15 protein-coding genes and 1 pseudogene are annotated in these 21,643 nt (G+C 71.9%); 9 read left to right on the forward strand and 7 right to left on the reverse strand.

What is annotated here, in order from left to right:
- The first annotated feature begins 214 nt into the window (after positions 1-214).
- Entirely contained in the window at positions 215-1,612 is a 1,398-nt protein-coding gene (locus ACFWXC_RS11520) for a 2-oxoadipate dioxygenase/decarboxylase family protein (protein WP_384476745.1), read from the forward strand.
- A gap of 25 nt (positions 1,613-1,637) precedes the next feature.
- Positions 1,638-3,167 carry an aldehyde dehydrogenase family protein gene (locus ACFWXC_RS11525; RefSeq protein ID WP_384476748.1) on the forward strand — a complete coding sequence of 510 codons (1,530 nt, stop codon included), beginning with the start codon at positions 1,638-1,640 and terminating at the stop codon, positions 3,165-3,167.
- 33 nt (positions 3,168-3,200) lie between these two features.
- Here ACFWXC_RS11525 and ACFWXC_RS11530 read toward each other — a convergent pair whose 3' ends face one another.
- The 3 genes from ACFWXC_RS11530 to ACFWXC_RS11540 form a co-directional block, all read right to left on the reverse strand.
- Positions 3,201-5,087, reverse strand: a complete 1,887-nt coding sequence (locus ACFWXC_RS11530) for a protein kinase (protein WP_384476751.1) — start codon at positions 5,085-5,087, stop codon at positions 3,201-3,203.
- Between the two features lie 120 nt (positions 5,088-5,207).
- Complete coding sequence (locus tag ACFWXC_RS11535; protein WP_384476754.1) at positions 5,208-6,392, reverse strand: PP2C family protein-serine/threonine phosphatase; 1,185 nt, start codon at positions 6,390-6,392, stop codon at positions 5,208-5,210.
- Positions 6,389-6,679 carry a hypothetical protein gene (locus ACFWXC_RS11540; protein ID WP_384476757.1) on the reverse strand — a complete coding sequence of 97 codons (291 nt, stop codon included), beginning with the start codon at positions 6,677-6,679 and terminating at the stop codon, positions 6,389-6,391. The genes ACFWXC_RS11535 and ACFWXC_RS11540 overlap by 4 nt, the downstream gene beginning before the upstream one ends.
- A 59-nt stretch (positions 6,680-6,738) precedes the next feature.
- On the opposite strand from ACFWXC_RS11540, the gene ACFWXC_RS11545 reads away from it, so the two are divergent.
- From ACFWXC_RS11545 to ACFWXC_RS11555, 3 genes and pseudogenes are all read left to right on the forward strand, one after another.
- Entirely contained in the window at positions 6,739-7,407 is a 669-nt protein-coding gene (locus tag ACFWXC_RS11545) for a glycoside hydrolase family 11 protein (RefSeq protein WP_384476760.1), read from the forward strand.
- Positions 7,407-8,093, forward strand: a pseudogene (locus ACFWXC_RS11550) (polysaccharide deacetylase family protein); the annotation flags it as partial. The gene ACFWXC_RS11545 and the pseudogene ACFWXC_RS11550, both read left to right, overlap by 1 nt.
- A 108-nt stretch (positions 8,094-8,201) precedes the next feature.
- A complete protein-coding gene (locus ACFWXC_RS11555) occupies positions 8,202-9,863 on the forward strand; it encodes a hypothetical protein (RefSeq protein ID WP_384476763.1) in 1,662 nt (553 codons plus the stop codon).
- Here ACFWXC_RS11555 and ACFWXC_RS11560 read toward each other — a convergent pair.
- On the reverse strand, positions 9,860-11,944 hold the full coding sequence (locus tag ACFWXC_RS11560; RefSeq protein ID WP_384476766.1) for a SpoIIE family protein phosphatase: 2,085 nt from the start codon (positions 11,942-11,944) through the stop codon (positions 9,860-9,862). The two genes, ACFWXC_RS11555 and ACFWXC_RS11560, sit on opposite strands and share 4 nt — an antisense overlap.
- Positions 11,945-12,167: 223 nt before the next feature.
- On the opposite strand from ACFWXC_RS11560, the gene ACFWXC_RS11565 reads away from it, so the two are divergent.
- The gene (locus ACFWXC_RS11565) at positions 12,168-14,636 is read left to right on the forward strand and encodes a SpoIIE family protein phosphatase (RefSeq protein ID WP_384476769.1); all 2,469 of its coding nucleotides are present in this window, start codon (positions 12,168-12,170) and stop codon (positions 14,634-14,636) included.
- Positions 14,637-15,329: 693 nt separating this feature from the next.
- Positions 15,330-16,847: a hypothetical protein gene (locus tag ACFWXC_RS11570; protein ID WP_384476772.1), complete on the forward strand. Its 1,518-nt coding sequence runs from the start codon at positions 15,330-15,332 to the stop codon at positions 16,845-16,847.
- 9 nt (positions 16,848-16,856) lie between these two features.
- On the opposite strand, the gene ACFWXC_RS11575 is transcribed toward ACFWXC_RS11570, so the two are convergent.
- From ACFWXC_RS11575 to ACFWXC_RS11585, 3 genes are read right to left on the reverse strand one after another with little or no spacing between them, the layout of a single operon-like run.
- The gene (locus tag ACFWXC_RS11575; protein ID WP_384476775.1) at positions 16,857-17,552 is read right to left on the reverse strand and encodes an MSMEG_1061 family FMN-dependent PPOX-type flavoprotein; all 696 of its coding nucleotides are present in this window, start codon (positions 17,550-17,552) and stop codon (positions 16,857-16,859) included.
- A gap of 31 nt (positions 17,553-17,583) precedes the next feature.
- A complete protein-coding gene (locus ACFWXC_RS11580; protein ID WP_384476778.1) occupies positions 17,584-18,522 on the reverse strand; it encodes a PDR/VanB family oxidoreductase in 939 nt (312 codons plus the stop codon).
- On the reverse strand, positions 18,515-18,706 hold the full coding sequence (locus tag ACFWXC_RS11585) for a hypothetical protein (protein WP_384476781.1): 192 nt from the start codon (positions 18,704-18,706) through the stop codon (positions 18,515-18,517). Before ACFWXC_RS11585 ends, ACFWXC_RS11580 begins: the two co-directional genes overlap by 8 nt.
- A gap of 238 nt (positions 18,707-18,944) precedes the next feature.
- Here ACFWXC_RS11585 and ACFWXC_RS11590 point away from each other — a divergent pair, with 238 nt between their 5' ends.
- Both ACFWXC_RS11590 and ACFWXC_RS11595 read left to right on the forward strand, forming a co-directional pair.
- Positions 18,945-19,553: a TetR/AcrR family transcriptional regulator C-terminal domain-containing protein gene (locus ACFWXC_RS11590; RefSeq protein ID WP_384476784.1), complete on the forward strand. Its 609-nt coding sequence runs from the start codon at positions 18,945-18,947 to the stop codon at positions 19,551-19,553.
- A 375-nt stretch (positions 19,554-19,928) separates the two neighbouring features.
- Positions 19,929-21,533, forward strand: a complete 1,605-nt coding sequence (locus tag ACFWXC_RS11595; RefSeq protein WP_384476787.1) for an MFS transporter — start codon at positions 19,929-19,931, stop codon at positions 21,531-21,533.
- Positions 21,534-21,643 lie beyond the last annotated feature (110 nt).

Here is a 21,643-nt window from a genome sequence, read left to right on the forward strand (position 1 = left end):
CATCGGCGACCCCGACCGGCCCGCATCCGACGGGCCGGTCGCATAGATGTCTTGCGGTCATATCGTAGGGATCACAGGTGGAGATCGGTCCAGTGAGTTTCCGACACCACCACGAGCGCCTCGCGCGCGGCCCTGTCATCTGTACGGCAGGGGCCCGGTCGGAGACCATCGAAGACATGATCGCCGTACCGTCGTCCGCCCGGAAGGCCGAACCATGTCAACGATCAGTCAATGGCAGCTGCGGGCCGCGTTCGCGGAACGGCTGTCGGAGATGTACGGGCGGGAGGTGCCCGCCTACACGACGCTGGTGGACGTCTCGCGCGAGGTCAACGAGGACGTGCTGCGGGCCCGGGGAGCCGACGCCGAACGTCTCGGATCCATCGGCCGGGTGACCGCCGAGCGGCACGGCGCCATCCGCGTCGGCACCCCGCGGGAACTGCGCCAGGTCGCCCGGGTCTTCGGTGCCCTCGGCATGCACCCGGTCGGCTTCTACGACCTGCGGGAGGCAGCCGCCAGCGCCGTCCCCGTCGTCTCCACCGCCTTCCGGCCGGTCGACGGCGTGGAACTCGCCCGCAACCCCTTCCGGGTGTTCACCTCCATGCTCACCGTCGCCGACCCGCGCTTCTTCGACCCCGAGTTGCGCTCGCGCCTGGAGACGTTCCTGGCCGGCCGCGAGCTCTTTCCCCCGGAGCTGCTCACGCTGGCCGACCGTGCAGCGGCCGCGCGCGAACTGCCGGCGGACGACGCCGAACGCTTCCTCCGACTGGCCGTGCGGGTCTTCGAGTTGTCGAAGGAACCGGTGGACCGGGCCTGGTACCGGACCCTGGAGCGGGTCTCCGCCGTCGCCGCCGACATCGGCGGGGTCCGCGGCACGCACATCAACCATCTCACCCCGCGCGTCCTGGACATCGACGAGCTGTACCGGCGTATGACGGACCGCGGTATCGAGATGATCGACACCATCCAGGGCCCGCCGGCCTGGAAGGGCCCCGACGTCCTGCTGCGCCAGACCTCCTTCCGCGCCCTGGCCGAATCCCGCCCGATGCGCACCGAGGACGGCAGCGTCGTCAGCGGCTCCCTGCGGGTGCGCTTCGGCGAGGTCGAGGCCCGTGGCATCGCCCTCACCCGCACCGGACGCGCGCACTACGACGAACTCCTCGGCCGCGTCGACGAGCAGGCGTCCCAGCACCCCACGGCGGCGCGCGGTGACTTCGCGCGCGCCGTCTGGGAGCGGCACATGCCCGGCAGCGAGGAGGAACTCGCGGCGCAGGGTCTCGCCTACTTCACCTACCGGCCCGCCGACCGGCGGCCGCACGACGGCGGCAACCCGCCCACCGACGTCGGCGAACTGGTACGGCAGGGCTGGGTGCTGGCCGAGCCCGTCGTCTACGAGGACTTCCTGCCCCGCTCCGCCGCCGGCATCTTCCAGTCCAACCTCACCGGCGAGGGCACCCGCGACAACGACCAGCAGGGCACCGCCTACGACGCGGACTGGCTCTCCGGCGCCATCGGCCGCGAGGTCCTCGACCCCTTCGCCCTCTACGAGCAGCAGCAGAACCGCTCCCTCGCCCAGGTCGCCCGCGCCCTGGGCCTCACCGGCACCCTCCGCTGACCCCTCACCCCCTGGAGGCCCCACGATGACGAGCACCGCGCTGCCCACCACGGACGACCTGCGCGCCCGCGCCCGGGCCTGCCTGCGGACCATCGGCGTGCAGGTCGCGGAGGGCGACGACTTCCCGGCCCGCACCCCCATCACCGGCGAGGACCTCTTCGGGCTGAAGTCCGCCACCGGCGACGACATCGAGCAGGCCCTCGCGGCCGCCCGGACCGCCTTCCTCGCCTGGCGCACCACACCCGCCCCGCGCCGCGGCGAACTCGTACGCAGGCTCGGGGAGTTGCTGCGTGAGCACAAGAGCGACCTGGCCGATCTCGTGACCGTCGAAGCGGGCAAGATCCGCTCCGAGGCGCTCGGCGAGGTCCAGGAGATGATCGACATCTGCGACTTCGCGGTGGGCCTGTCCCGCCAGCTGTACGGCCGTACGATCGCCTCCGAACGCCCCGGCCACCGCCTGGCCGAGACCTGGCACCCGCTCGGCGTGGTCGGCGTCGTCTCGGCCTTCAACTTCCCCGTCGCCGTGTGGTCCTGGAACACCGCCGTCGCCCTGGTCTGCGGCGACACAGTGGCCTGGAAGCCCTCGGAGCTCACCCCGCTGACCGCCCTGGCCTGCCACCACCTGCTCGCCCGGGCCGCCGACGAGACCGGCGCACCCCGCGACGTACACCGCCTCCTGCTCGGTGACCGCACGGTCGGCGAGCGGCTCGTCGACGACCCCCGGGTGGCCCTCGTCAGCGCCACCGGCTCCACCCGCATGGGCCGCGAGGTCGGCCCGCGCGTCGCCGCCCGGTTCGGCCGCAGCCTGCTGGAGCTCGGCGGCAACAACGCCGCGATCGTGGCCCCTTCCGCCGACCTGGACCTGGCCGTCCAGAGCATCGTCTTCGCCGCGGCCGGCACCGCGGGCCAGCGCTGCACCACACTGCGCCGCCTCATCGTCCACCGCGACATCGCCGACACCCTGGCCGAGCGCCTGACCGCGGTCTACGGCAGGCTGCCCGTCGGCAGTCCGTTCGACGACACGACGCTGGTCGGCCCGCTCATCTCCACCGCCGCCCTGGACGCCATGCATGACGCCCTCACCCGCGTCCAGGCGCAGGGCGGCAAGGTCCTGGCCGGCGGAAACCGGCGGCTGGCGGAGGCGGCACCGGCGGCCGCCTACACCGAGCCCGTCCTGGTGCGCGTCGACGAACAGACCGACGTCGTACGGGAGGAGACCTTCGCGCCGATCCTGTACGTCCTCACCTACGACACCCTCGACGAGGCGATCGCACTGCACAACGACGTCCCGCAGGGCCTGTCGTCCAGCATCTTCACCCGGGACCAGCGGGAGGCCGAGATCTTCCTGTCCGCGGCCGGCTCCGACTGCGGCATCGCCAACGTCAACATCGGCACCTCCGGAGCGGAGATCGGCGGCGCCTTCGGCGGCGAGAAGGACACCGGCGGTGGCCGCGAGTCCGGTTCCGACGCTTGGAAGGCGTACATGCGCGCGGTCACCAACACGGTCAACTACTCCGGCGAACTCGCCCTGGCCCAGGGCGTCAGCTTCCTCTGACGAGACCCGGGAGGCGGGCGGCGGCGGCCCGTCTCACGTCCCCGGCAGCCGCTTCGCGATGTTCCCCACGACGGCCGCCGCGAGATCCTCGGCGTCACCGCACAGCTTCTTCTCCGGCAGCGGGGCGTACACGGTCAGCTGGAACAGCTCCACGGTGTGGTCGCCGGCGGAGTCCGTGTACGTCCGGTGGGGTGTCCGTACGGTGCAGCTGTCGTCCTCGGCCTCGTCCGCGACGAAGTAGCCGCGGGTGCCGGCGATGTCCACCGGATGCCCGTCGTCGGAGTCCAGCGAGTTGTCGCGGCTGAACTGGATCTCCACCTCGCGGTTGCCGTCGTCGCTGGACCAGTCGCAGTCCCAGCCGCCGAAGCCGCGGTCCAGGTTGTCCGCGTCGACGCCGGGCACGCGGGCGAGGTCGGCCGCGCCGAGCAGGGCGCAGGCGTCGAGGCGGGCCAGGGAGTCCGCGGCGGGCGGTGCGGTGCGGCGGGGCACCGGGCCGTCGTCCAGAACGCCGACGACGTGGTCGGTGGCGGCGTCGGCCAGGTCGCAGGGGTCGGGCGCGACCTTCCCGAGCTTCTTCCCGATGATGCGGATCTGGTGGCGGTCGGCGGTCAGGACGGCCCGCTCGCAGGAGTCGTTGTCGGGCTTGAGGTCGACGACGGTGAGGTGCCCGACGACCCGGGTGGTGAGGTCGCCCTCGTAGTTGTCCTGGTCCGCGTCGAGGTTGACCTGGACGTCGGCGTTGTCGTCGCCGTCGGTGTTCTTGACGAGGACGTCGCAGCGGTCGATCTCCCCGTAGTCCGGGTCCAGTTCGGTACCGCCGAAACGGCTGAGGGAGGCCGCGTCGAGCAGTTTGCAGGGGTCGGCCGTGCGGGCCTCGCCCATCGTGCCGGCGGCCCGCGCGGTGGCCGGCGGTTTCGCGTCCGGGGCGGTGCTCCCGCCGCCCTCGTCCTTCGCGTCCCACGGGGCGAGCAGGACCAGCCCGGTCGTGACCGCGGCCACCGTGGCCACGCCCGCGACGAGCAGCGGGCGGCGGCGACGGCGCACCGGGCGGGGCAGCCGGAGCGTGAGCGGGGTGAGGTCGATGGTCCGCCGGTCGTGCAGGTGCGCGGGCGGACCGACGGCCGTCAGCAGGAGTCTGCGCGCCCGTGCGGCGTCCGGGCGGTGCCGGGGCTCCAACTCCAGCAGTGCGGCGAGCGGTTCGGCCAGCGCGCCGGCCCGGCGCGCGGTCTCGATATGTCCCTCGATGGCCCGGGCGACGTACGCCATCGGGTGTTCGGCCTCCCCGTACGGCGACCTGCCCTCGACCGCCGCGAACAGTGCGGCGCCCAGGGAGAACACGTCGGCCTTCTCACCGGGCTGCCGCCCCCTGGCCACCTCGGGGGCCAGATAGCGGGGTTTGCCGCGCACCCCGCCCGTGACGCTCTGGGTGGTGTCGCTCCACAGGGCCCGGGAGATCCCGAAGTCGGTGAGCCGTGCGACTCCTTCGGCGGTGACCAGGATGTTCTCCGGAGTCACATCGCCGTGCACCACGCCTTCGGCATGCGACTTCGCCAGCGCGTCCGCTATCTGGCAGCCGACGGAGCCGACGTCCTCGGGGGAGAGCGGACCGTCCTCGGCCATGAGCTGGGCGAGGCTGCGCGAGGGCACGTACTCCATGACGATCCAGCAGGTGGCGCCCTCGTCGACGAAGTCGAAGACGCCCACGATGTTCGGATGGTGCAGGCGCCCCGCGTTGCGGGCCTCGCCCATCAGCCGCTGTGCGGCCTTGGGGTCGTCCAGGCGCGCGCACTTGACCGCGACCCGCCGCCGCAACCGCTCGTCCCAGGCCTGCCAGACGACACCCATGCCGCCCCGGCCGATGGCCTCCCGCAGCACGTAACGGCCGGAGATCCTGTCTCCGGCCTCGGGTTCTACCAGCACCGCCCCGCCCCTCGCCGCACGTCACCCGCGTGGTGGTAACTCACGGTGGCGGAGTGTAGTCACCCGTGATCTGCCCCACAGGGCCTGACGGAGACCGGCCCAGAACCCTCACAACACGCGTCACACCGACGGGTCGTCCAACTCCCCGGCGGCTGCACCGTCGTGGCCGCCGACCGGCGTGCCGGCCGCTCCCGCGGGCAGCAGGAAGGCGGTGAGCGCGGCCGTGTCGTCCTGCAACTGGTCGCCGCTGTAGGCCAGCAGATCCTGATGGAGCCGTTCCAGCAGCTCCGGGGGCGGCATCGGACCCCATGAGCGCAGCCGCTGGAGCAGGGGGTAGAAGGAACCGTCCGGGTCGCGGGTCTCGGTGACGCCGTCCGTGTAGAGCAGCAGTTGGTCGCCCGGGCCGAAGGCGTAGGTGTCGACGTGATAGGGGTCCCCGACGAGCATGCCGAGATTCAGGGGCGGCCCCGACCGCCCCCGGTCCAGCTCGCTCACCTCGCCGGGGCGGATGAGCAGCGGCGGCGGGTGGCCGCAGTTGAGGACTCGGACGACCCTCTTGTCGTCGGGGATCTCGGCGAAGACGGCGGTGACGAACCGCTCGCCCGTCTCGCTGCCGCCCAGCTGATGGGCCCGGCGCGTCATGCTGATGTCCACCCGCTCCACCAGGGCGTTGAGGTCGGGTTCGTCGTGTGCTGCCTCACGGAACGCGCCCAGCATCGCGGCCGCGGTCTCCACCGCGAGCAGGCCCTTGCCGCGCACGTCACCGATGAGCAGCCGGACCCCGTACGCGGTCGGCACGGCCTCGTAGAGGTCGCCGCCGATCCGTGCCTCCGCGGCGGCGGACAGGTAGAAGCTCTCCAGCAGCAGGTTCCCGATCCGGTACGGGACCGGTCTGAGCAGGACGCGCTGGGCGATCTCGGCCACGAACCGGACGTCGGCCAGGGTGCGTTCCCGGCGGATCCGGTGCGCGGCCAGGATCGTGCCCAGGGCGCCCACCAGGGCCGTACACGCGTAGGCGGCGACATAGTGCCGTTCCCAGAGGTAGCCGACGTCGCGTCCCGCGCAGCACGGGGTTCCGGCCAGTAAAAGCTCGAAGCCGATACCGAAGACGGTGGCGCCGGCGACGACGACGGGCGGGTGCGCGAAGGCGGTCACCAGGGGGAGGGCGATCAGCGCGAAGCTGACCGGCCACTGCACGGGGGTGACCGGTTCGATCAGCAGCACACCGATGACGTACAGGAGCGGAAGCCAGCGCATCCACGCGGGGGGCGCGGGCAGTGCTGAGTTGCGACCGTCGTGCCTCACCCGGGACTCCTGGCATACGCATCTCGACAAGACGCCCAGCCTCCCGGGCCGCCGCCCGCCGCGCCGGTGATTGCTCCACTCAGCGGCATGTTCCGTCGTCCTCGGCAGCATTCGCGCTCGACGTCGAAACATTCGAGGATTTGGGGAGCATCAACCTGATCTTGAATTTGCCGATTGTCGACAGAGTTGATGGCCGATTCGCTTGCCATGTAGGTGAAGTGCGGAAATGGTTGATCAGGTAAATCGAAGGTTTCGAAATAATTACCGAAACTGTTGACAGGTGACATGGGCAGACCAACACTCCCCACCAAGCCACACCCGCACAGGCCAAACGAGGAGGCACCGCATGAACCCGCTCGACCACGCACTGAGCCGCCGGAGTGCCGGCGCCCTGCTGCTGGGCGCCGCCGCCGGGCTGGCCCTGCCCGGCACCGCCCGCGCCGCCACCGTCATCACCACGAACCAGACCGGCACCAACAACGGCTACTACTACTCGTTCTGGACCGACGCGCAGGGCACCGTCTCCATGACCCTGGGCTCCGGCGGCAACTACAGCACCAGCTGGCGCAACACCGGCAACTTCGTCTGCGGAAAGGGCTGGAGCACCGGCGCCCGCCGCAACGTGACCTACTCGGGCAGCTTCAGCCCGTCCGGCAACGGCTACCTGGCCCTGTACGGCTGGACGTCCAACCCGCTCGTCGAGTACTACATCGTCGACAGCTGGGGCACCTACCGGCCCACCGGCACGTACAAGGGCAGCGTCACCAGCGACGGCGGCACCTACGACATCTACCTGACGACGCGGTACAACGCCCCGTCCGTCGAAGGCACCAAGACCTTCAACCAGTACTGGAGCGTCCGCCAGTCGAAGCGCACCGGCGGCACCATCACCACCGGCAACCACTTCGACGCCTGGGCCAGGGCCGGCATGTCCCTCGGCAGCTTCAGCTACTACCAGATCCTCGCGACCGAGGGCTACCAGAGCAGCGGCAGCTCCACCATCACGGTGGCGTGATGAGCGCCGTATCGGAGCGCTCGGCACGCCCCTCGCCGGCGACCGCCGTCGCCCTCGCGCTGGCCGTCGCGGGCACGCTCGCCGTCGGCGCCGGACCGGCCCACTCCGCCACCTGCGCCGGCTACGTCGGTCTCACCTTCGACGACGGACCGTCCACCGCCCACACGCCGGGCCTGCTCAGCGCCCTCAAGGCGAACGGGCTGCGGGCCACCCTGTTCAACGAGGGCCAGTACGCGGCCGCCTACCCGGCCCAGGTCCGGGCCGAGGTGAGCGCGGGCATGTGGGTCGGCAACCACAGCTACACCCACCCCCATCTGACCCAGCAGACCCAGGCACAGATCGACTCGGAGGTCTCCCGCACCCAGTCCGCAGTCGCCGCCGCCGGTGGCGGGACACCGGTACTGTTCCGGCCGCCGTACGGCGAGACCAACGCGACCGTGCGCACGGTCGAGGCCAAGTACGGGCTGACCGAGATCATCTGGAACGTCGACTCGCAGGACTGGAACGGCGCGAGCACCGACGCGATCGTGCAGGCCGTCTCCCGGCTCACCAGCGGCCAGATCATCCTCATGCACGAGTGGCCGGCCAACACGCTCGCCGCGATCCCGCGCATCGCGGGGACCCTCACGGCCAAGGGGCTGTGCCCCGGCCGGATCTCCCCGGGGACCGGCCGCGCGGTCGCTCCCTGACAGCAACGGCACGAGTGGCGCGGCGGCTCGTCGGCCGCCGCGCCATCCTCACGACTTCGGATGAACGGGATCTTTCGCGCGCTTTCCGCCGCTAGGTTCGTGGTCGTGGACTACTACGACCTGGGCAGTCACAGCCGGCGCGTGACGACGTCGTCCCCCGAGGCGCAGACGTGGTTCGACCGGGGGCTCGTCTGGACCTACGCCTTCAACCACGAGGAGGCCGTCCGCTGTTTCGAGGCGGCCGGCAAGGCCGACCCGGAATGCGCCATGGCCGACTGGGGCGTGGCCTATGCCCTCGGCCCCAACTACAACAAGCCCTGGGAGTTCTTCGACCAGGAGGACCTGGCGCGCACGGTGGAGCGCACGCACGCCGCCGTGGAGCGCGCCCACGCCAAGGCCGCCCGTGCGACCCCCGTGGAGCGCGCCCTCGTCGAGGCGCTGCGCGCCCGCTACCCGCAGGCCGCGGCTCCGGACGCGGAGGCCTGCTCGGTGTGGAACACGGCCTACGCCGACAGCATGCGCGGAGTGTACGAACTGGCGCCCGACGACCTCGACGTGGCCACCCTGTACGCCGACGCCCTGATGAACCTCACCCCCTGGCAGCTCTGGGACATCCGCAGCGGCCGGCCGGCCGAGGGCGCCCGGACGCCGGAGGCCAGGGCCGTACTGGAACAGGCCCTCGGGACCGAGGAGGGCACCCGCCACCCGGGCCTGCTGCACCTCTTCATCCACCTGATGGAGATGTCACCCACCCCCGAGACCGCCCTGCCCGTCGCCGACCTGCTGCGCGGCCTCGTCCCCGATGCCGGGCACCTCCAGCACATGCCCTCGCACCTGGAAGTCCTCTGCGGCGACTACCGGCGCGTGGTCTCCGACAACGCCGCGGCCGTCGCCGCAGACGAGAAGTACCATGCCCGCGCCGGCGCGATGAACTTTTACACCCTCTACCGCTGCCACAACCTCCACTTCCGGATTTACGGCGCGATGTTCCTGGGCCGCCTCCAGGACGCCCTGGCCACGGCCGACCGGCTCGAAGCCGCCGTACCCGAAGAGCTGCTGCGCGTGGAGAGCCCGCCGATGGCCGACTGGCTGGAGGGCTTCCTGGCGATGCGGGTGCACGTCCTGATCCGGTTCGGCCGCTGGGACGACATCCTGCGCCTGCCGCTGCCCGCCGACCCCCGGCTGTACTGCGTGACCACCGCGATGCTGCACTACGCGCGCGGAGTCGCCCACTCCGCCACCGGCCGGACCGCCGAGGCCGAGGCGGACCGCGCCCGCTTCCGGGAGGCGGCCGCCGCCGTCCCCGGGACCCGCATGCTGTTCAACAACACCTGCGTCGACATCCTGGCCATCGCCGCCGCCATGCTCGACGGCGAACTCGCCTACCGCAAGGGCGACTTCGACACCGCCTTCGCCGAACTGCGCCGCTCGACCGACCTGGACGACAACCTTCCCTACGACGAACCCTGGGGCTGGATGCAGCCCACCCGGCACGCCTACGGCGCCCTGCTCCTGGAGCGGGGCCGCGTGGAGGAGGCCGAGGCGGTCTACCGGGCCGATCTCGGCCTGGACGACACCCTGCCCCGGCCGTTGCAGCACCCGGGCAACGTCTGGTCCCTGCACGGCTTCCACGAATGCCTCCAGCGGCTCGGCAAGGAGGGTGAAGCGCGGATCGTGGCCCAGCAGCTGAAGCTCGCGGCGGCGACGGCGGACGTGCCGATCGGCGCGTCCTGCTTCTGCCGGACCGACTGCTGCCGTACGCCTTAGAGCGTCCGCGCGACCAGCAGTGCCACGTCGTCGTGGTCGTCCGGGTGGCGCAGGCCGTGCAGCAGCAGGTCGCAGGTCTCCTCCAGCGGCCGGTTCGGCTCGTCCAGGAAGCCGAGCAGGACGCCGAGACGGTCGTCGATGGGATGGCGGCGGGTCTCGACGAGGCCGTCGGTGTACAGGACCAGGAGGTCGCCTGCGGCGAGGTCGACGGTGGTGGTCTCGAAGGGGATGCCGCCGACGCCGAGCGGGGCGGCGGGCGGCAGCTCCAGCAGGGTCGGCGTCCCTCCGGAGTGCACCAGCGCGGGCGGCATGTGGCCCGCGTTGGCGATCTCGCAGCTCCGGGTGTGCGGGTCGTACACCGCGTAGAGACAGGTGACGATGTAGTGCTCCAGGTCGCAGGTGATCTTGTCCAGGTGCTGGAGCACCGCGGCCGGCGGCAGCTCCAGGTCCGCGTAGGCGCAGGTGGCGGTGCGCAGCCGGCCCATGGTGGCGGCCGCGTCGATGCCGTTGCCCATCACGTCACCGACGACCAGCGCGGTCCGGTCCTCCGACAGCGGGATCACGTCGTACCAGTCGCCGCCGACCTCGCTGGTCGCCTGGGCGGGCTGGTAGCGGGAGGCCAGTTCGAGGCCCGTGTGGTGCGGCGGGTGGTCGGGGAGCAGGCTGCGCTGGAGGGTGAGGGCGGTGTTGCGGACGCTCTGGAACCAGCGGGCGTTGTCGATGGCCACGGCCGCACGGCCGGCCAGCTCCATGGCGAGGACGACGTCGTCCTGGTCGAAGGGCAGCGGATTGCGGGTCCGCTTCAGGTCCAGGGCGCCGAGCACCTCCCCGTGGGCGATCAGCGGCACCGCGAGATACGAGTGCACACCGGCCTGCGCCAGCAGCTCGCCCGCCTCCGCGTTGCGGGCGATGCGTGGCAGGTCGTGTGCGCCGACCTGCGGGACCAGGACCGGCCGCGCGGTGTGCACACACAGCGTGACCAGCCGGTCGCCCTCGTAGGCCGCGAGGTCGCCGGGCGGGTCGGCGGCCCGCAGCGCGACCGTCGGATGGGCCGCCTCGAGGGCGAGGGCACGGAACAGCTCCGGGCCGTTCTCCGGTCTGCGGGAGCGGCGCAGGGCCAGCGCCGAGTCCAGTACGTCCACCGCGACCACGTCCGCGAGGACCGGGGTGGCGATCTCGGCCAGCTCGTGCGCCGTGCGCTCCACCTCCAGCGAGGTGCCCACCCGGGCCGAGGCGTCCGCGATGAGGGCGAGCCGGCGCCGGGCCCGGTCGGCCTCGGCGGCCGCCCGGTGCCGCTCGGTGACGTCGACGACCGAGGTCGCCGCGCCCAGGGTGCGGCCGCCGGGATCCTCCAGCCGGTAGAACGACAGCGACCAGGCGTGCTCGTGCTCGGGATCGGTCGGCGGACGGCCCACGTGGTACTGGTCGAGGAGGGGAGTGCCGGTGGTGAGCACCTGGCGCAGCGCCGATTCGACGCTGTCGATGTCCGGCAGCGGCAGGGTCTCCCGCAGATGGCGGCCGATGTGCTCCTCGGCGGGGACGCCGTCGATCCGCTCCAGCGCCGGGTTCACCAGGAGATAGCGCAGATCCGGGTCGAGAAGGGCCAGACCGATCGGGGACTGGTTGATCAGCCGCTCGCACAGCGCCAGGTCGGTCTCCACCCGCTGGAGCATGGAGTGGTCGGCCACGATGCCCAGCGCGTACACGTCGCCGAGATCGTCCAGCAGCCGCATGGTGCGGAACTCCATCAGCCGGCTGCCGCCGTCCTTGCACCGGACCGGGAAGGCACCGGCCCAGCTGTGGCCGGTCTCCAGCACCTCCATGAACAGGTTCACGGCGGCCTTCAGATGCTCCGGGTGAACGAGCAGTCGCGCCGCGTTCTTGCCCAGGGCATCCTCGGCCGTGTAGCCGAAGAGGTCCTGGGCCTGCGGGGTCCAGAACACGATCCGGCCCTGCGAGTCCAGGGCCACCGCGGCCACGCTCAGCACGTCCAGCAGACCGGTCGGACGCGCTCCGCCGAGGCCGTACCCCTCAGCGCCGGAGCCGTCCGGGCCACCGGACCGCAGGAATCCCACAGCCATGCCTCAACCACCTCCACCGGCCGGCGGGCCGATACCGCTGCTGCGGCACTTCCATGCTGCCCCCGGCTGCCCGACCGCGCCGACCCGGGCCGAGTACCCCGATCCGCGCGGCGCTCCCGCCCCGTGCCCGCGTGACACTCGAAGCCCCCGCCCGCGTTCCCCCGGGGGCTGTGCGCATCGAGTGGACAAGCAGGAACATTGGGGTACGTAGAGGATGTAGCCAATGGATTTTCCGCGAGAAGATTTCGACGCGCCGCCCTCCATGAGCCCGCGCGACCTCCTCGACGCCTCCAGCGACGCCGCGGCGGTGCTGTCGGCCGAGGGCGTCGTGATCGGCTGGACCCGTGGCGCCGAGGCCCTGCTCGGCCGCCCGGCCGCCGAGGTGGTCGGCCGGCCCGCGGCCCGGCTGCTCGCCATGCGAGCCGACCCGGCGCGTGCCGCCGGCGTCGCCGAGCGGTGCCGCTCCGGCATGGGATGGAGCGGGCTCGTCCCGGTACGGCACCGCGACGGCCACACCCTCGACGTGGACCTGCGGGTCTCCGCCGCCTTCCGCATCGACGGAGACGAGTGTTTCCTCCTCTCCGCCCGCGAGCGGCGGCCGCAGTGGACGGTGGGCCAGTCCGTCCTCGACGGGTTCCTGACCCGCTCGCCGATCGGCCTGGCCCTGATGAACCCGGAGCTGCGCTATGTGTGGCTGAACGACACCCTGGAGCGCTTCGGCGGAGTTCCCCGGGAACAGCGCCTGGGCCGCCGGCTGAGCGAGCTGCTGCCCGGGCTGCAGGCGACCACCATCGAGGGCCTGATGCGCAAGGTGCTCACCACCCGGGAGCCGGTCAAGGACTACGAGTACCTCGGCTGGAGCTGGGCCGATCCGCACCGCCAACGCGCCTACTCCACCTCGTTCTTCCCGCTCGTCGACGCCGACGACTCGGTGACCGGGGTCTGCTACATGGTCTCCGACGTCACCGAGCGCTGGAACGCCCGCCAACGGCTGTCGATGGTCAACGAGGCCGGCACCAAGGTCGGCACCACCCTCGACGTGCTGCGCACCGCCCAGGAACTCGCCGACTTCGCCGTGCCCCGCTTCGCCGACTTCGTCGTCGTCGACCTCCTGGAGCCCGTGCTCAGCACCGAGGACAACGGCACCTGGCTGAGCGACGCCGGCCCGGTGCCCACCGGGCCGGTGATGCGACGTGCCGCACTGAAGACCGTCCGGGACGGCAACCCCGAGGTCGTGGCGCGCATCGGCGCCCCCGTGGACTTCCTGCCCCCGACGTACGGCATCGACCTGCTCATCAACGGCGAGCCGATCCTCATCCCCGAGCTCGACCCGGAGGACCCCCTGTGGCTCGCCGAGCAGCCCGAGCGGGCCGCGAGCATGCGGGAGTTCGGACTGCACTCCCTCATCGCGGTCCCGATGCGGGCCCGCAACGCCGCCCTGGGACTCACCACGTTCGCCCGCTCGCTCAATCCGGTCTCCTTCCAGCCCGACGACGTCCTGCTCGCCCAGGAGCTGGTCGCGCGTGCCGCCGTCTGCGTCGACAACGCCCGCCGCTACACCCGGGAGCACACCGCGGCCGTCACCCTTCAGCGCAGCCTGCTGCCCCAGGCCCTGACGGGCGGCACGGCCCTGGAGGTGGCGTCCTCCTATCTGCCGGCGGACGCGACCGGCGGCGTCGGCGGTGACTGGTTCGACGTGATCCCGCTGTCCGGCGCCCGGGTCGGCCTGGTCGTCGGCGACGTGGTCGGCCACGGCCTCACCGCGGCGGCGAGCATGGGCCGGCTGCGCACCGCCGTCCAGACCCTCGCCGACATGGAGCTGCCCCCCGACGAACTCCTCGCCCACCTGGACGACCTGGTGCTGCGGCTGGGGGAGGAGGAGAGCGGGAGCACGGCCTCCCAGGACAGCACGGCCACGTTCGTCGGGGCGACCTGTCTGTACGCGGTCTACGATCCGGTGACCCGGCGGTGCTCCATGGCCCGGGCCGGACACCCACCGCCGGTCGTCGTGGCACCCGACGGGCGGGCCTGGTTCGCCGAGATGCCCGCCGGACCGCCGCTCGGGCTCGGCGGCATGGCCTTCGAGGCCACCGAGATCGAACTCGCCGAGAACAGCCTGCTCGGCCTCTACACCGACGGCCTCATCGAAGGTGCCGACCAGGACGTCGAACGGGGCATGGCCCGCCTCCGCGCCGCACTGGCCGACCCCGGCGCCGACCTCGCCACGCTGTGCACGGCCACCGTGCAGCAACTGCTCCCCGTGCCCCAGCCCGACGACATCGCCCTGCTCCTGGCCCGCACCCACGCCCTGGGCGCCGACCACGTGGTCTCCTGGGAGGTGCCCGTGGACCCGGCCGCCGTCGCCGACGTCCGGGCCCGGGCCGCCCGCCAGGTGGTGGCATGGGGCTACGACGAGCTGGCGATGACCACCGAACTCATCGTCAGCGAACTGGTCACCAACGCCATCCGCTACGCCGAACCGCCCATCCGGCTGAAGCTGTTGCGGGACTCCCGGCTGACCTGCGAGGTCGCCGACGCCAGCAGCACCGCACCCCGGCTGCGGCACGCCCGCAGCACGGACGAGGGCGGCCGCGGCCTCTTCCTGGTGGCCCAGCTCGCCCACCGCTGGGGCGCCCGCTACACCGGCGAGGGCAAGATCATCTGGGCCGAGCAGGAGATCCCACGGGACTAGGGCGCCCAGGGTGCCGCCACGGCCCAGGGCGGCGTCGGCGGGCGCGGTGTGGATGCCGTCGGGCCGGAGACCCTGGTCGGGGGTGCCGGTCCGGAAGACGAACCCGCCGTCGAGGACCGGCCACCGGACACCGTCCACGTTCTCGACCGCGATCGAGCGCATGCCGGTGCAGCTGCCGACGCGGTGGCCGTCCGGGGTGATCTTCCGCCGGATGCCGGGGAGCGCTGAGGTGAGGGAGTGTCAGAGCGGGCCTGCTTCTGCTCCTTGTCGGTGCGGCATGTCGACGGTCAACGCCTGCTGCCCAAGTACCCCAGCGGACACGGGAGTTGACGTCCATATCAAGTCCGGACAACGATGTCGGCCACTCGGGAGGCGGGATGGGCGCCCGGGGCACTGTCGAATTCGCACGCTTGGCCGTACGCTGTCAATTCCGAAGGATTCGGCAGCAATTGGTGGGGGGCCGCCATGTCCGGGGATGCCTACGGTCCGCATCAGGGGCCACCGAACCAAGAACCGCTGCATCAGGGGCCTTCGCCTGAGGGGCCGGCGCCCCAGGGAGCGCCGGCTCAAGGCGCTCCCGGTTTCGGGATCCCGGACCAGGGTTTGCCCGGTCAGGGTTCTCCGGGGCAGGGTTTCGCGGGCCCGGGGTACTCGCAGCCGGGCTTCCGGCTCCCGGGTCCCTTCGCGCCGCCCATGCCGTCGAGTCCGCCGCCCGCCCCGCCGGACGCCCTGCGCGCCACCGCCGTGGGCCTGCTCAACCTGACCGGCCTCGGCCTCGGCTATCTGCTCGTCCGGCGATGGATCCCGCTGGCCGCGTGTCTGGCGGCGACCGCGGTCCTGCTGCTCGTCGCCCTGCCCGCGGACGCCGACGGCGTGCCCGGATCGGCGCTCGTCGTCTATGCCGTGTTCCTGCTGCTCGCGGCCGTTCACGGCGCGTTCGTCGGCCTGCGCACAAGGCTGGTGTGGCCGGGGCAGCAGCCCGTCGCACTCGTGCTGGGCGTCGTCCTGCTCGCCGTCCCGGTGGGCGGCGCGCTCTGGTACGACAGCGCCCACAAGGAAGCCGTCGAACGCGCGCTCCTCGAACGCCTCGACGCCGCCGACAAACGGGTCGACGCGGCCGGGCAGAAGGACTTCGCCACCGCCAAGTCCGCCTACCAGGACGCCCTGGCCGTCTACCGTGACCTCGCGGTCCACCACTCCGGCTCGCGGGCCGCCGGGCAGGTCCCCGACCGTATGAAGACGTACTACACGACGGTCGCGGCGGCCTACGGCCACAAGGACTACTGCACGGCGGTCGAACCGCTGAAATACCTGCGGACGGTGCCCAACTCCATGCCCAGGGACCAGCTCGGCACGCTCACGCACTGGCCCGACGACCGGCTGGCCACCTCGCTGTACCAGTGCGGAGCGGGCGGTCTGGCCGACGGCGAGGGCGACTGGGTCCCCCAGTTCGGCGAACTCCTGGACACCTTCCCCGACTCCGGCCAGGCCGCCAAGGTCGTCCCCGCCGTCGACGCGGCCGAGAAGAAGGCGGCGAAGGCCGTCTCCGGGAAGGACCCCTGCGGCGCCGTCAAGCAGTTGGACGCGCTGAACACCCAGATCATGCAGCTGTCGAACGGGACCGGCGCCGAGTCGGGCAGCCTGGCCAAGGTCGCCGGCCGGGCCGACCGCAGCGGTGACGCGGGGGAGTACACGTGCGGTGTCAAGCAGTACGAGGACGGAGACTACGCGCAGGCGCAGGAGACCATGCAGCAGTTCATCTCCGACAGCCCGCACGACAAGAACCGTGACCGCGCCCGCAAGATCTCCATCGGCGCGGAGGTCGCCCAGACGCTCCCGGCCGCCGGCAAGAAGCTGCCCACCATGGCATCCGGCGGCGGCATCTCGGTGACCGTCAGGAACGACAGTCCCGACGAGATCACCGTCCTGTACACCGGTCCGGTCACCGGCAGCTTCACCCTCGGCGCGTGCGGCAGCTGCGAGGCGTACTCGTTCGCCAGCTCCCTCCTGCCCGGATGGGAGCCCTGCAGTGACAGCGGCAAGAACTATCCGCAGCGCACGATCAGCCTCCCGCCCGGCACCACGTACTTCGTGCACAAGCCGAAGAACGACAGCACGGCCTCCCCGGGCTCCGACACCGCCAAACTGAGCTACGGCTACATCTACACGGAGTGCGCGTACACGACGCAGGCGCTGGGGTCGAGCTACTGAGCAGGCTGTTCAGTAGAGGTTGTGCCGGTACTGCTGCTCGGCGATCGCGGTGAGCTGCCCGAGCTGGTCGCCGAGATTGTCCGCCATCTTGGCGGCGTTCTCGGCGACATGCATCGTGTAGAAGTCGCCGCCGAGCAGGACGGCGTCGGCGAGGTGGCGCGGGTCGCCCTCCCACAGCTTCGAGCGGACCACCGCCTTGCCGCACTGGGAGAACACCTCCCGCACGCGCACGACGATCGCCAGCACGGCCGGCTTGCCGTCGGCACTGAGCATGCTCAGCAGCTCGGGGTCGTCGCTGATGAACGCGTCCCCGTTCACGCGTACGACCTCGCGCAGTCCGGGCACGAGGAACACCAGGCCCACCCCGGGGTTGCGGGTGAGGTTCTCGAACGTGTCGGCGAGTTTGTTGCCGGGACGGTCCGGGACGGCCAGGGTCCACGGGTCGAGCACCCGGACGGCTCCCGGTGGATCGCCCTTGGGGCTGATGTCGAGGTTCCCGGCGTCGTCCGCCGTGGCGAGGCAGAAGAACGTGCTGTGGGCGATGAACCTGGTGGTGAACTCGCCGAGGTGGTCTTCCTTCTTGTCCGCGATGAAGGGTGCCGGGTATCCGATGATCTCCCGGACGCGGTCCATGTCGATGGGGTGGTAGTCGTCGGCAGCGGTTCGTGCCGCGGGCGCGGCGCGGGTGTCGTCGTGGCGGCTCATGGCGGCCCTCCTGGCAGTGGCTCGGGTGTCCTTACAGGTCGAGGACGAGGCGTCCGCCCCGGGCGCGGGACACGCAGAGGTACATGCGGTCGCCGGTGGCGCGGTCCTCGGCGGTGAGGATGTCGTCGCGGTGGTCGGGCTCGCCGTCGAGGACCCGTGTCTCGCAGGTGCCGCAGACGCCCTCGCGGCAGGAACCGGTCACCGGCAGACCCGCATCCTCCAGCGCGCTCAGGATGCTCCGGCCGGCCGGCACGGTCACCGTGCGCTCGGACCGGGCGCACACCACCTCGACCTCGGTGTCGGGGCGGGCCGGCTTGGGGCGCGGCCGGAACCGCTCCAGGCGCACCGAGCCGGGAGCCCAGTGCGCGGCCCCGTCCTCGACCGCGGTCAGCAGGGACTCCGGACCACAGGCGTAGATGGCGGTGTCGGGGTGCGGCCGCTGCAGCCACTCGCCCAGCGGAATCCGCCCGCCCCGGTCCTCCGGGTAGAGCCGGACGTTGTCGGGATGGCCGGCCAGCTCGTCCAGGAAGGCCATCGAGCCGGCGGTGCGGCCGCCGTAGAGGAGCTGCCACGGCACGCCCCGGGCGACCGCCTGTTTGACCATCGCCAGGATCGGGGTGATCCCGATACCGCCCGCGATGAACAGGTAGGCCTTCTCCTGCCGGAAACCGAAGTTGTCCGACGGGCCGCGGAGCCGCACCGGCTGCCCCGGCCGCAGGAAGGCGTGCACGTACTCCGAGCCGCCCCGGCTCGCCCGCTCCCGCAGCACCCCGATGCGATAGCGGGACCGGTCGTCCGGGGACCCGCACAGCGAATACTGCCGGACGATCCCGGTGGGCAGCGCGAGTTCGACATGGGCACCCGGCCGCCAGGACGGCAGTTCCGACCCGTCCGCGGCGGAGAGCTCGACCGAGACCACCCCCGCGGCCTCCCAGCGCAGTTGGCGCACGATCACCTGCACGTCAGTCACCGTCGCCTCCGATGCCGTGCGCGAACGCCGTCGCCCGTGCCTCGACGGCCCGGCGGCCGGCGCGTGTGGCGGGGGCCGGGCCGTCGGACATGTGCGGTACTCCCGGCACGCGGTGAAGTGCGACGCCGTTGCCGGCCGCGCTCAGCGCCGCGTGGACGGGGAGGAACTCGCCATCGGTGAACATGACCCACTCCTCTCTCTTGTCCAATGGACAATACTCTCGCGGTCTGGCGTTGTCCATTGGACAAGGGGAGGTGTCGTGCGAGGGGTGTCCAGGCGCCCCGGTCGACGCTGACCAGGTGTTTCGCCCTGTCGTCGACGGACACCGTGCGCCACGGCGCCCCGGCTGCCGCATCGCCGCCGGGGTATATTTCCCGCGGGGTATTTCCCACTGGACAAGAGAGGTCGTGGAGGAAGGCACCATGGTCGTCAGTCGTGCGGCGGTCGTCGACGCGGCACTGGACGTGCTCGACGAGGAGGGCCTGGACAAGGTGACGATGCGAGCCGTCGCCGACCGGCTGGGCGTACGGCACAACACGGTGCGCTGGCACGCGGACAGCAAGCAGCGACTGCTCGTCCTCATGTCGGACGCGGTCCTCGCGGGTCTGGACACCGACGCCCTGCCCGCGCCCTGGGAGGAGCGGGTCCGGGCGCTGGCCCGCTGGTGCCGGGGGGCGATCCTGGCGCATCGCGACGCGGCGCGGTTGATCGCGGGGCTCGCCACGACGGAGACCAACACCTACCGGTTCGCCGACACGATGATCCAGACCCTTCTCGACGCCGGGTTCCCGCCGCGAACCGCGGCCTGGGCCAACTGGACGGTGTTCTATCTGATCCTGGGCATCACACAGGAACAGCAAGCCCAGCCTGCCGAGGCACCCGACCTCGCGACCGCTTTCGACGACGCGGAATTCCCCGCCCTGCGGGAGGCCTCCTCCCACCTCACCGCCGGCACCTTCGACGAGCGCTTCGAGTTCGCCCTCGACATGCAGGTGACCGCGCTGCGGGCGGAGCTGTCCCGAAGCGAGTAGGCGCGCCGCCCGCCACGAACGCTCCCAAGCCGCCCACCCGCCAGGCGTCGACGGGGGCGCCGACCGAGGACGGCCGGGCAGGCGTCAGCGGCGTTCACCTTAGGTTGCAGGCCCAAGGGCATCTCCGCAGGCCACGCCTCGGTATACGGTCCGTAACGCTCGCCCCGACAGAGCTGGCCCACGTCAACGGAGATTCCGGCCGAACCCACCGCGCAGGCGTCGCGCGGCCGGCCGACGGGATCGACATGACCGGGTCCGCGCTGTCGGACCGGCGGTAGAGCCGTGGTGCGCCAGTCGATCGGGAGTCGACGGGTCGCCGATCACCGCCCCAGCACGTCGCCCTGTCACTCCACTGCTTCGAGGTGCCCTGTGGCCATGTCTTCTCCTGCCTCGTCCCCGTCCGCGCCGCCCGACACGGGCACCCGGCACATCACGGCCACCGTCGTGCTGGCCTGCCTGGGCGTGTTCGTCTCCTATCTGCCCGTCGTCGGTGTCTCCGTCGCGCTTCCGGTCATGCAACAGGCACTCGACGCCTCCACCGTCGGGCTCCAGTGGATCACCGACGCCTTCATCCTGCCGACCGCGGCACTGCTGCTGACCTGCGGCATGGTGGGTGACCTGTACGGCCGCAAGAAGACGTATCTGGCCGGGCTGGTGCTGTTCTGCCTCGGCTGCGTGGTGTGCCTGACCGCCGGCAGCGTCGTCCAGGTCTGTGTGGGCCAGGCGCTGACCGGTGTCGGCACGGCCGCGCTGCTTCCGTCCACGCTGGCCCTGATCGGCCATGTGATCCCGGACCCCCGTAAGCGCGCCCGGGCGATAGCCCTGTGGACGGCCGCCCTCGGCCTCGGCCTCACCCTCGGCCCGGTGGTCAACGGCGTGATCGTGGAGCACGCGAGCTGGCGGTGGATCTTCCTGCCCTCGCTCGTCGTCGGCGTGGCCACCGCGGTGATCGGCGCCGTCGTGCTGACCGACTCCCGCGCGGAGCGCGAACGCCACCTGGACATCCCCGGGCAGCTCCTGGCCGTCGTCGCCATCACCGGACTGGTCTACGGCGTCATCGAGGGCGGCAGCGACGGCTGGTCGTCGGCCCAGGCCGTGATCGCCTTCGTGGCCGCCGCCGGCGGTGCGGTCGGCTTCGTGCTCGTGGAACTCCGTTCCTCCTGCCCGATGCTGGACATGCGCCTGTTCAAGTCGGCGGCGTTCTCGGGGGCCGCGCTCGTCATGGCCGTCACCCTGTTCGCCCAGGTCGGCCTGGTCTTCTCGCTGAGCGAGTACTTCGGGCTCGTCCACCACGCCTCGACGCTGGACATCGGCATCCGCCTCATCGCCATCAACGGCTTCACGGTGGTGCTCGGCCCGCTGGTCGGGCGGCTGATGAACCGGGTCACGCCCGGGCTGCTGCTGGTCACCGGCCTGGTGATCGGCGGGATCGGCGCCCTCGTCATGAACGTCTTCCAGGCCGACACCGGCACCGGTGAGGCCGCCCTGGTCATCGCGGTGCTCGGCATCGGCATCGCGCTCGCCATGGCGCCGATCACCACCATCGCCATGAACGCCCTGCCGCACCGGCTCGGGGGCACCGCCGCCGCGGCCAACAGCGCGCTCCGCCAGATCGGCAGCGCCCTCGGCCCGGCCGTCTTCGGCGTCATCCTCACCCACCGCACCCTGGCCACCCTGCCCGGACACCTCGCCTCGTCCGGGCTGAGCCCCGCCGATCAGGGGCAGGTCGGCGGACTGGTCTCCAGCGTCGGTATCCAGGCCGGAGCCTTCCTGCACCTGAACACCCCCGAGAGCACCGGCCAGGCCCAGGCCGCCTACGGCGCGAGCTTCACCGACGCCCTGCACACCTGCGCCCTCGTCGGCGGGATCGGGATGCTGGTGGCCGCGGTCATCGCCGTAGCCCTGATCGGGATCCGCCCGGCACGGGCTCCGCAGGCGACGGCGGAGGCGACGGCACATCCCGCCGGGGCCGCGAGCTGAGGCGCACCGCGGAGCGGCCGGCCGACGGCGGCCGGCCCCGCCCCCCCCCCCCCCAGCCCGCCCGCCGTTGGAGGGTGTCGATAACCCCGGTACAGAAACCCCCCCCCGTG

Origin of the sequence: Streptomyces sp. NPDC058683 (assembly GCF_042716195.1) — a bacterium.
Classification (GTDB): Bacteria; Actinomycetota; Actinomycetes; order Streptomycetales; family Streptomycetaceae; genus Streptomyces.

Coding starts and splice junctions, on each gene's coding strand:
- ACFWXC_RS11520 (WP_384476745.1), top strand. CDS start 215: ATGTCAACGATCAGTCAATGGCAGCTGCGGGCCGCGTTCGCGGAACGG.
- ACFWXC_RS11525 (WP_384476748.1), top strand. CDS start 1,638: ATGACGAGCACCGCGCTGCCCACCACGGACGACCTGCGCGCCCGCGCC.
- ACFWXC_RS11540 (WP_384476757.1), bottom strand. CDS start 6,679: ATGTCACCTGTCAACAGTTTCGGTAATTATTTCGAAACCTTCGATTTA.
- ACFWXC_RS11545 (WP_384476760.1), top strand. CDS start 6,739: ATGAACCCGCTCGACCACGCACTGAGCCGCCGGAGTGCCGGCGCCCTG.
- ACFWXC_RS11560 (WP_384476766.1), bottom strand. CDS start 11,944: ATGGCTGTGGGATTCCTGCGGTCCGGTGGCCCGGACGGCTCCGGCGCT.
- ACFWXC_RS11565 (WP_384476769.1), top strand. CDS start 12,168: ATGGATTTTCCGCGAGAAGATTTCGACGCGCCGCCCTCCATGAGCCCG.
- ACFWXC_RS11570 (WP_384476772.1), top strand. CDS start 15,330: ATGCCGTCGAGTCCGCCGCCCGCCCCGCCGGACGCCCTGCGCGCCACC.
- ACFWXC_RS11575 (WP_384476775.1), bottom strand. CDS start 17,552: ATGAGCCGCCACGACGACACCCGCGCCGCGCCCGCGGCACGAACCGCT.
- ACFWXC_RS11585 (WP_384476781.1), bottom strand. CDS start 18,706: ATGTTCACCGATGGCGAGTTCCTCCCCGTCCACGCGGCGCTGAGCGCG.
- ACFWXC_RS11590 (WP_384476784.1), top strand. CDS start 18,945: ATGGTCGTCAGTCGTGCGGCGGTCGTCGACGCGGCACTGGACGTGCTC.
- ACFWXC_RS11595 (WP_384476787.1), top strand. CDS start 19,929: ATGTCTTCTCCTGCCTCGTCCCCGTCCGCGCCGCCCGACACGGGCACC.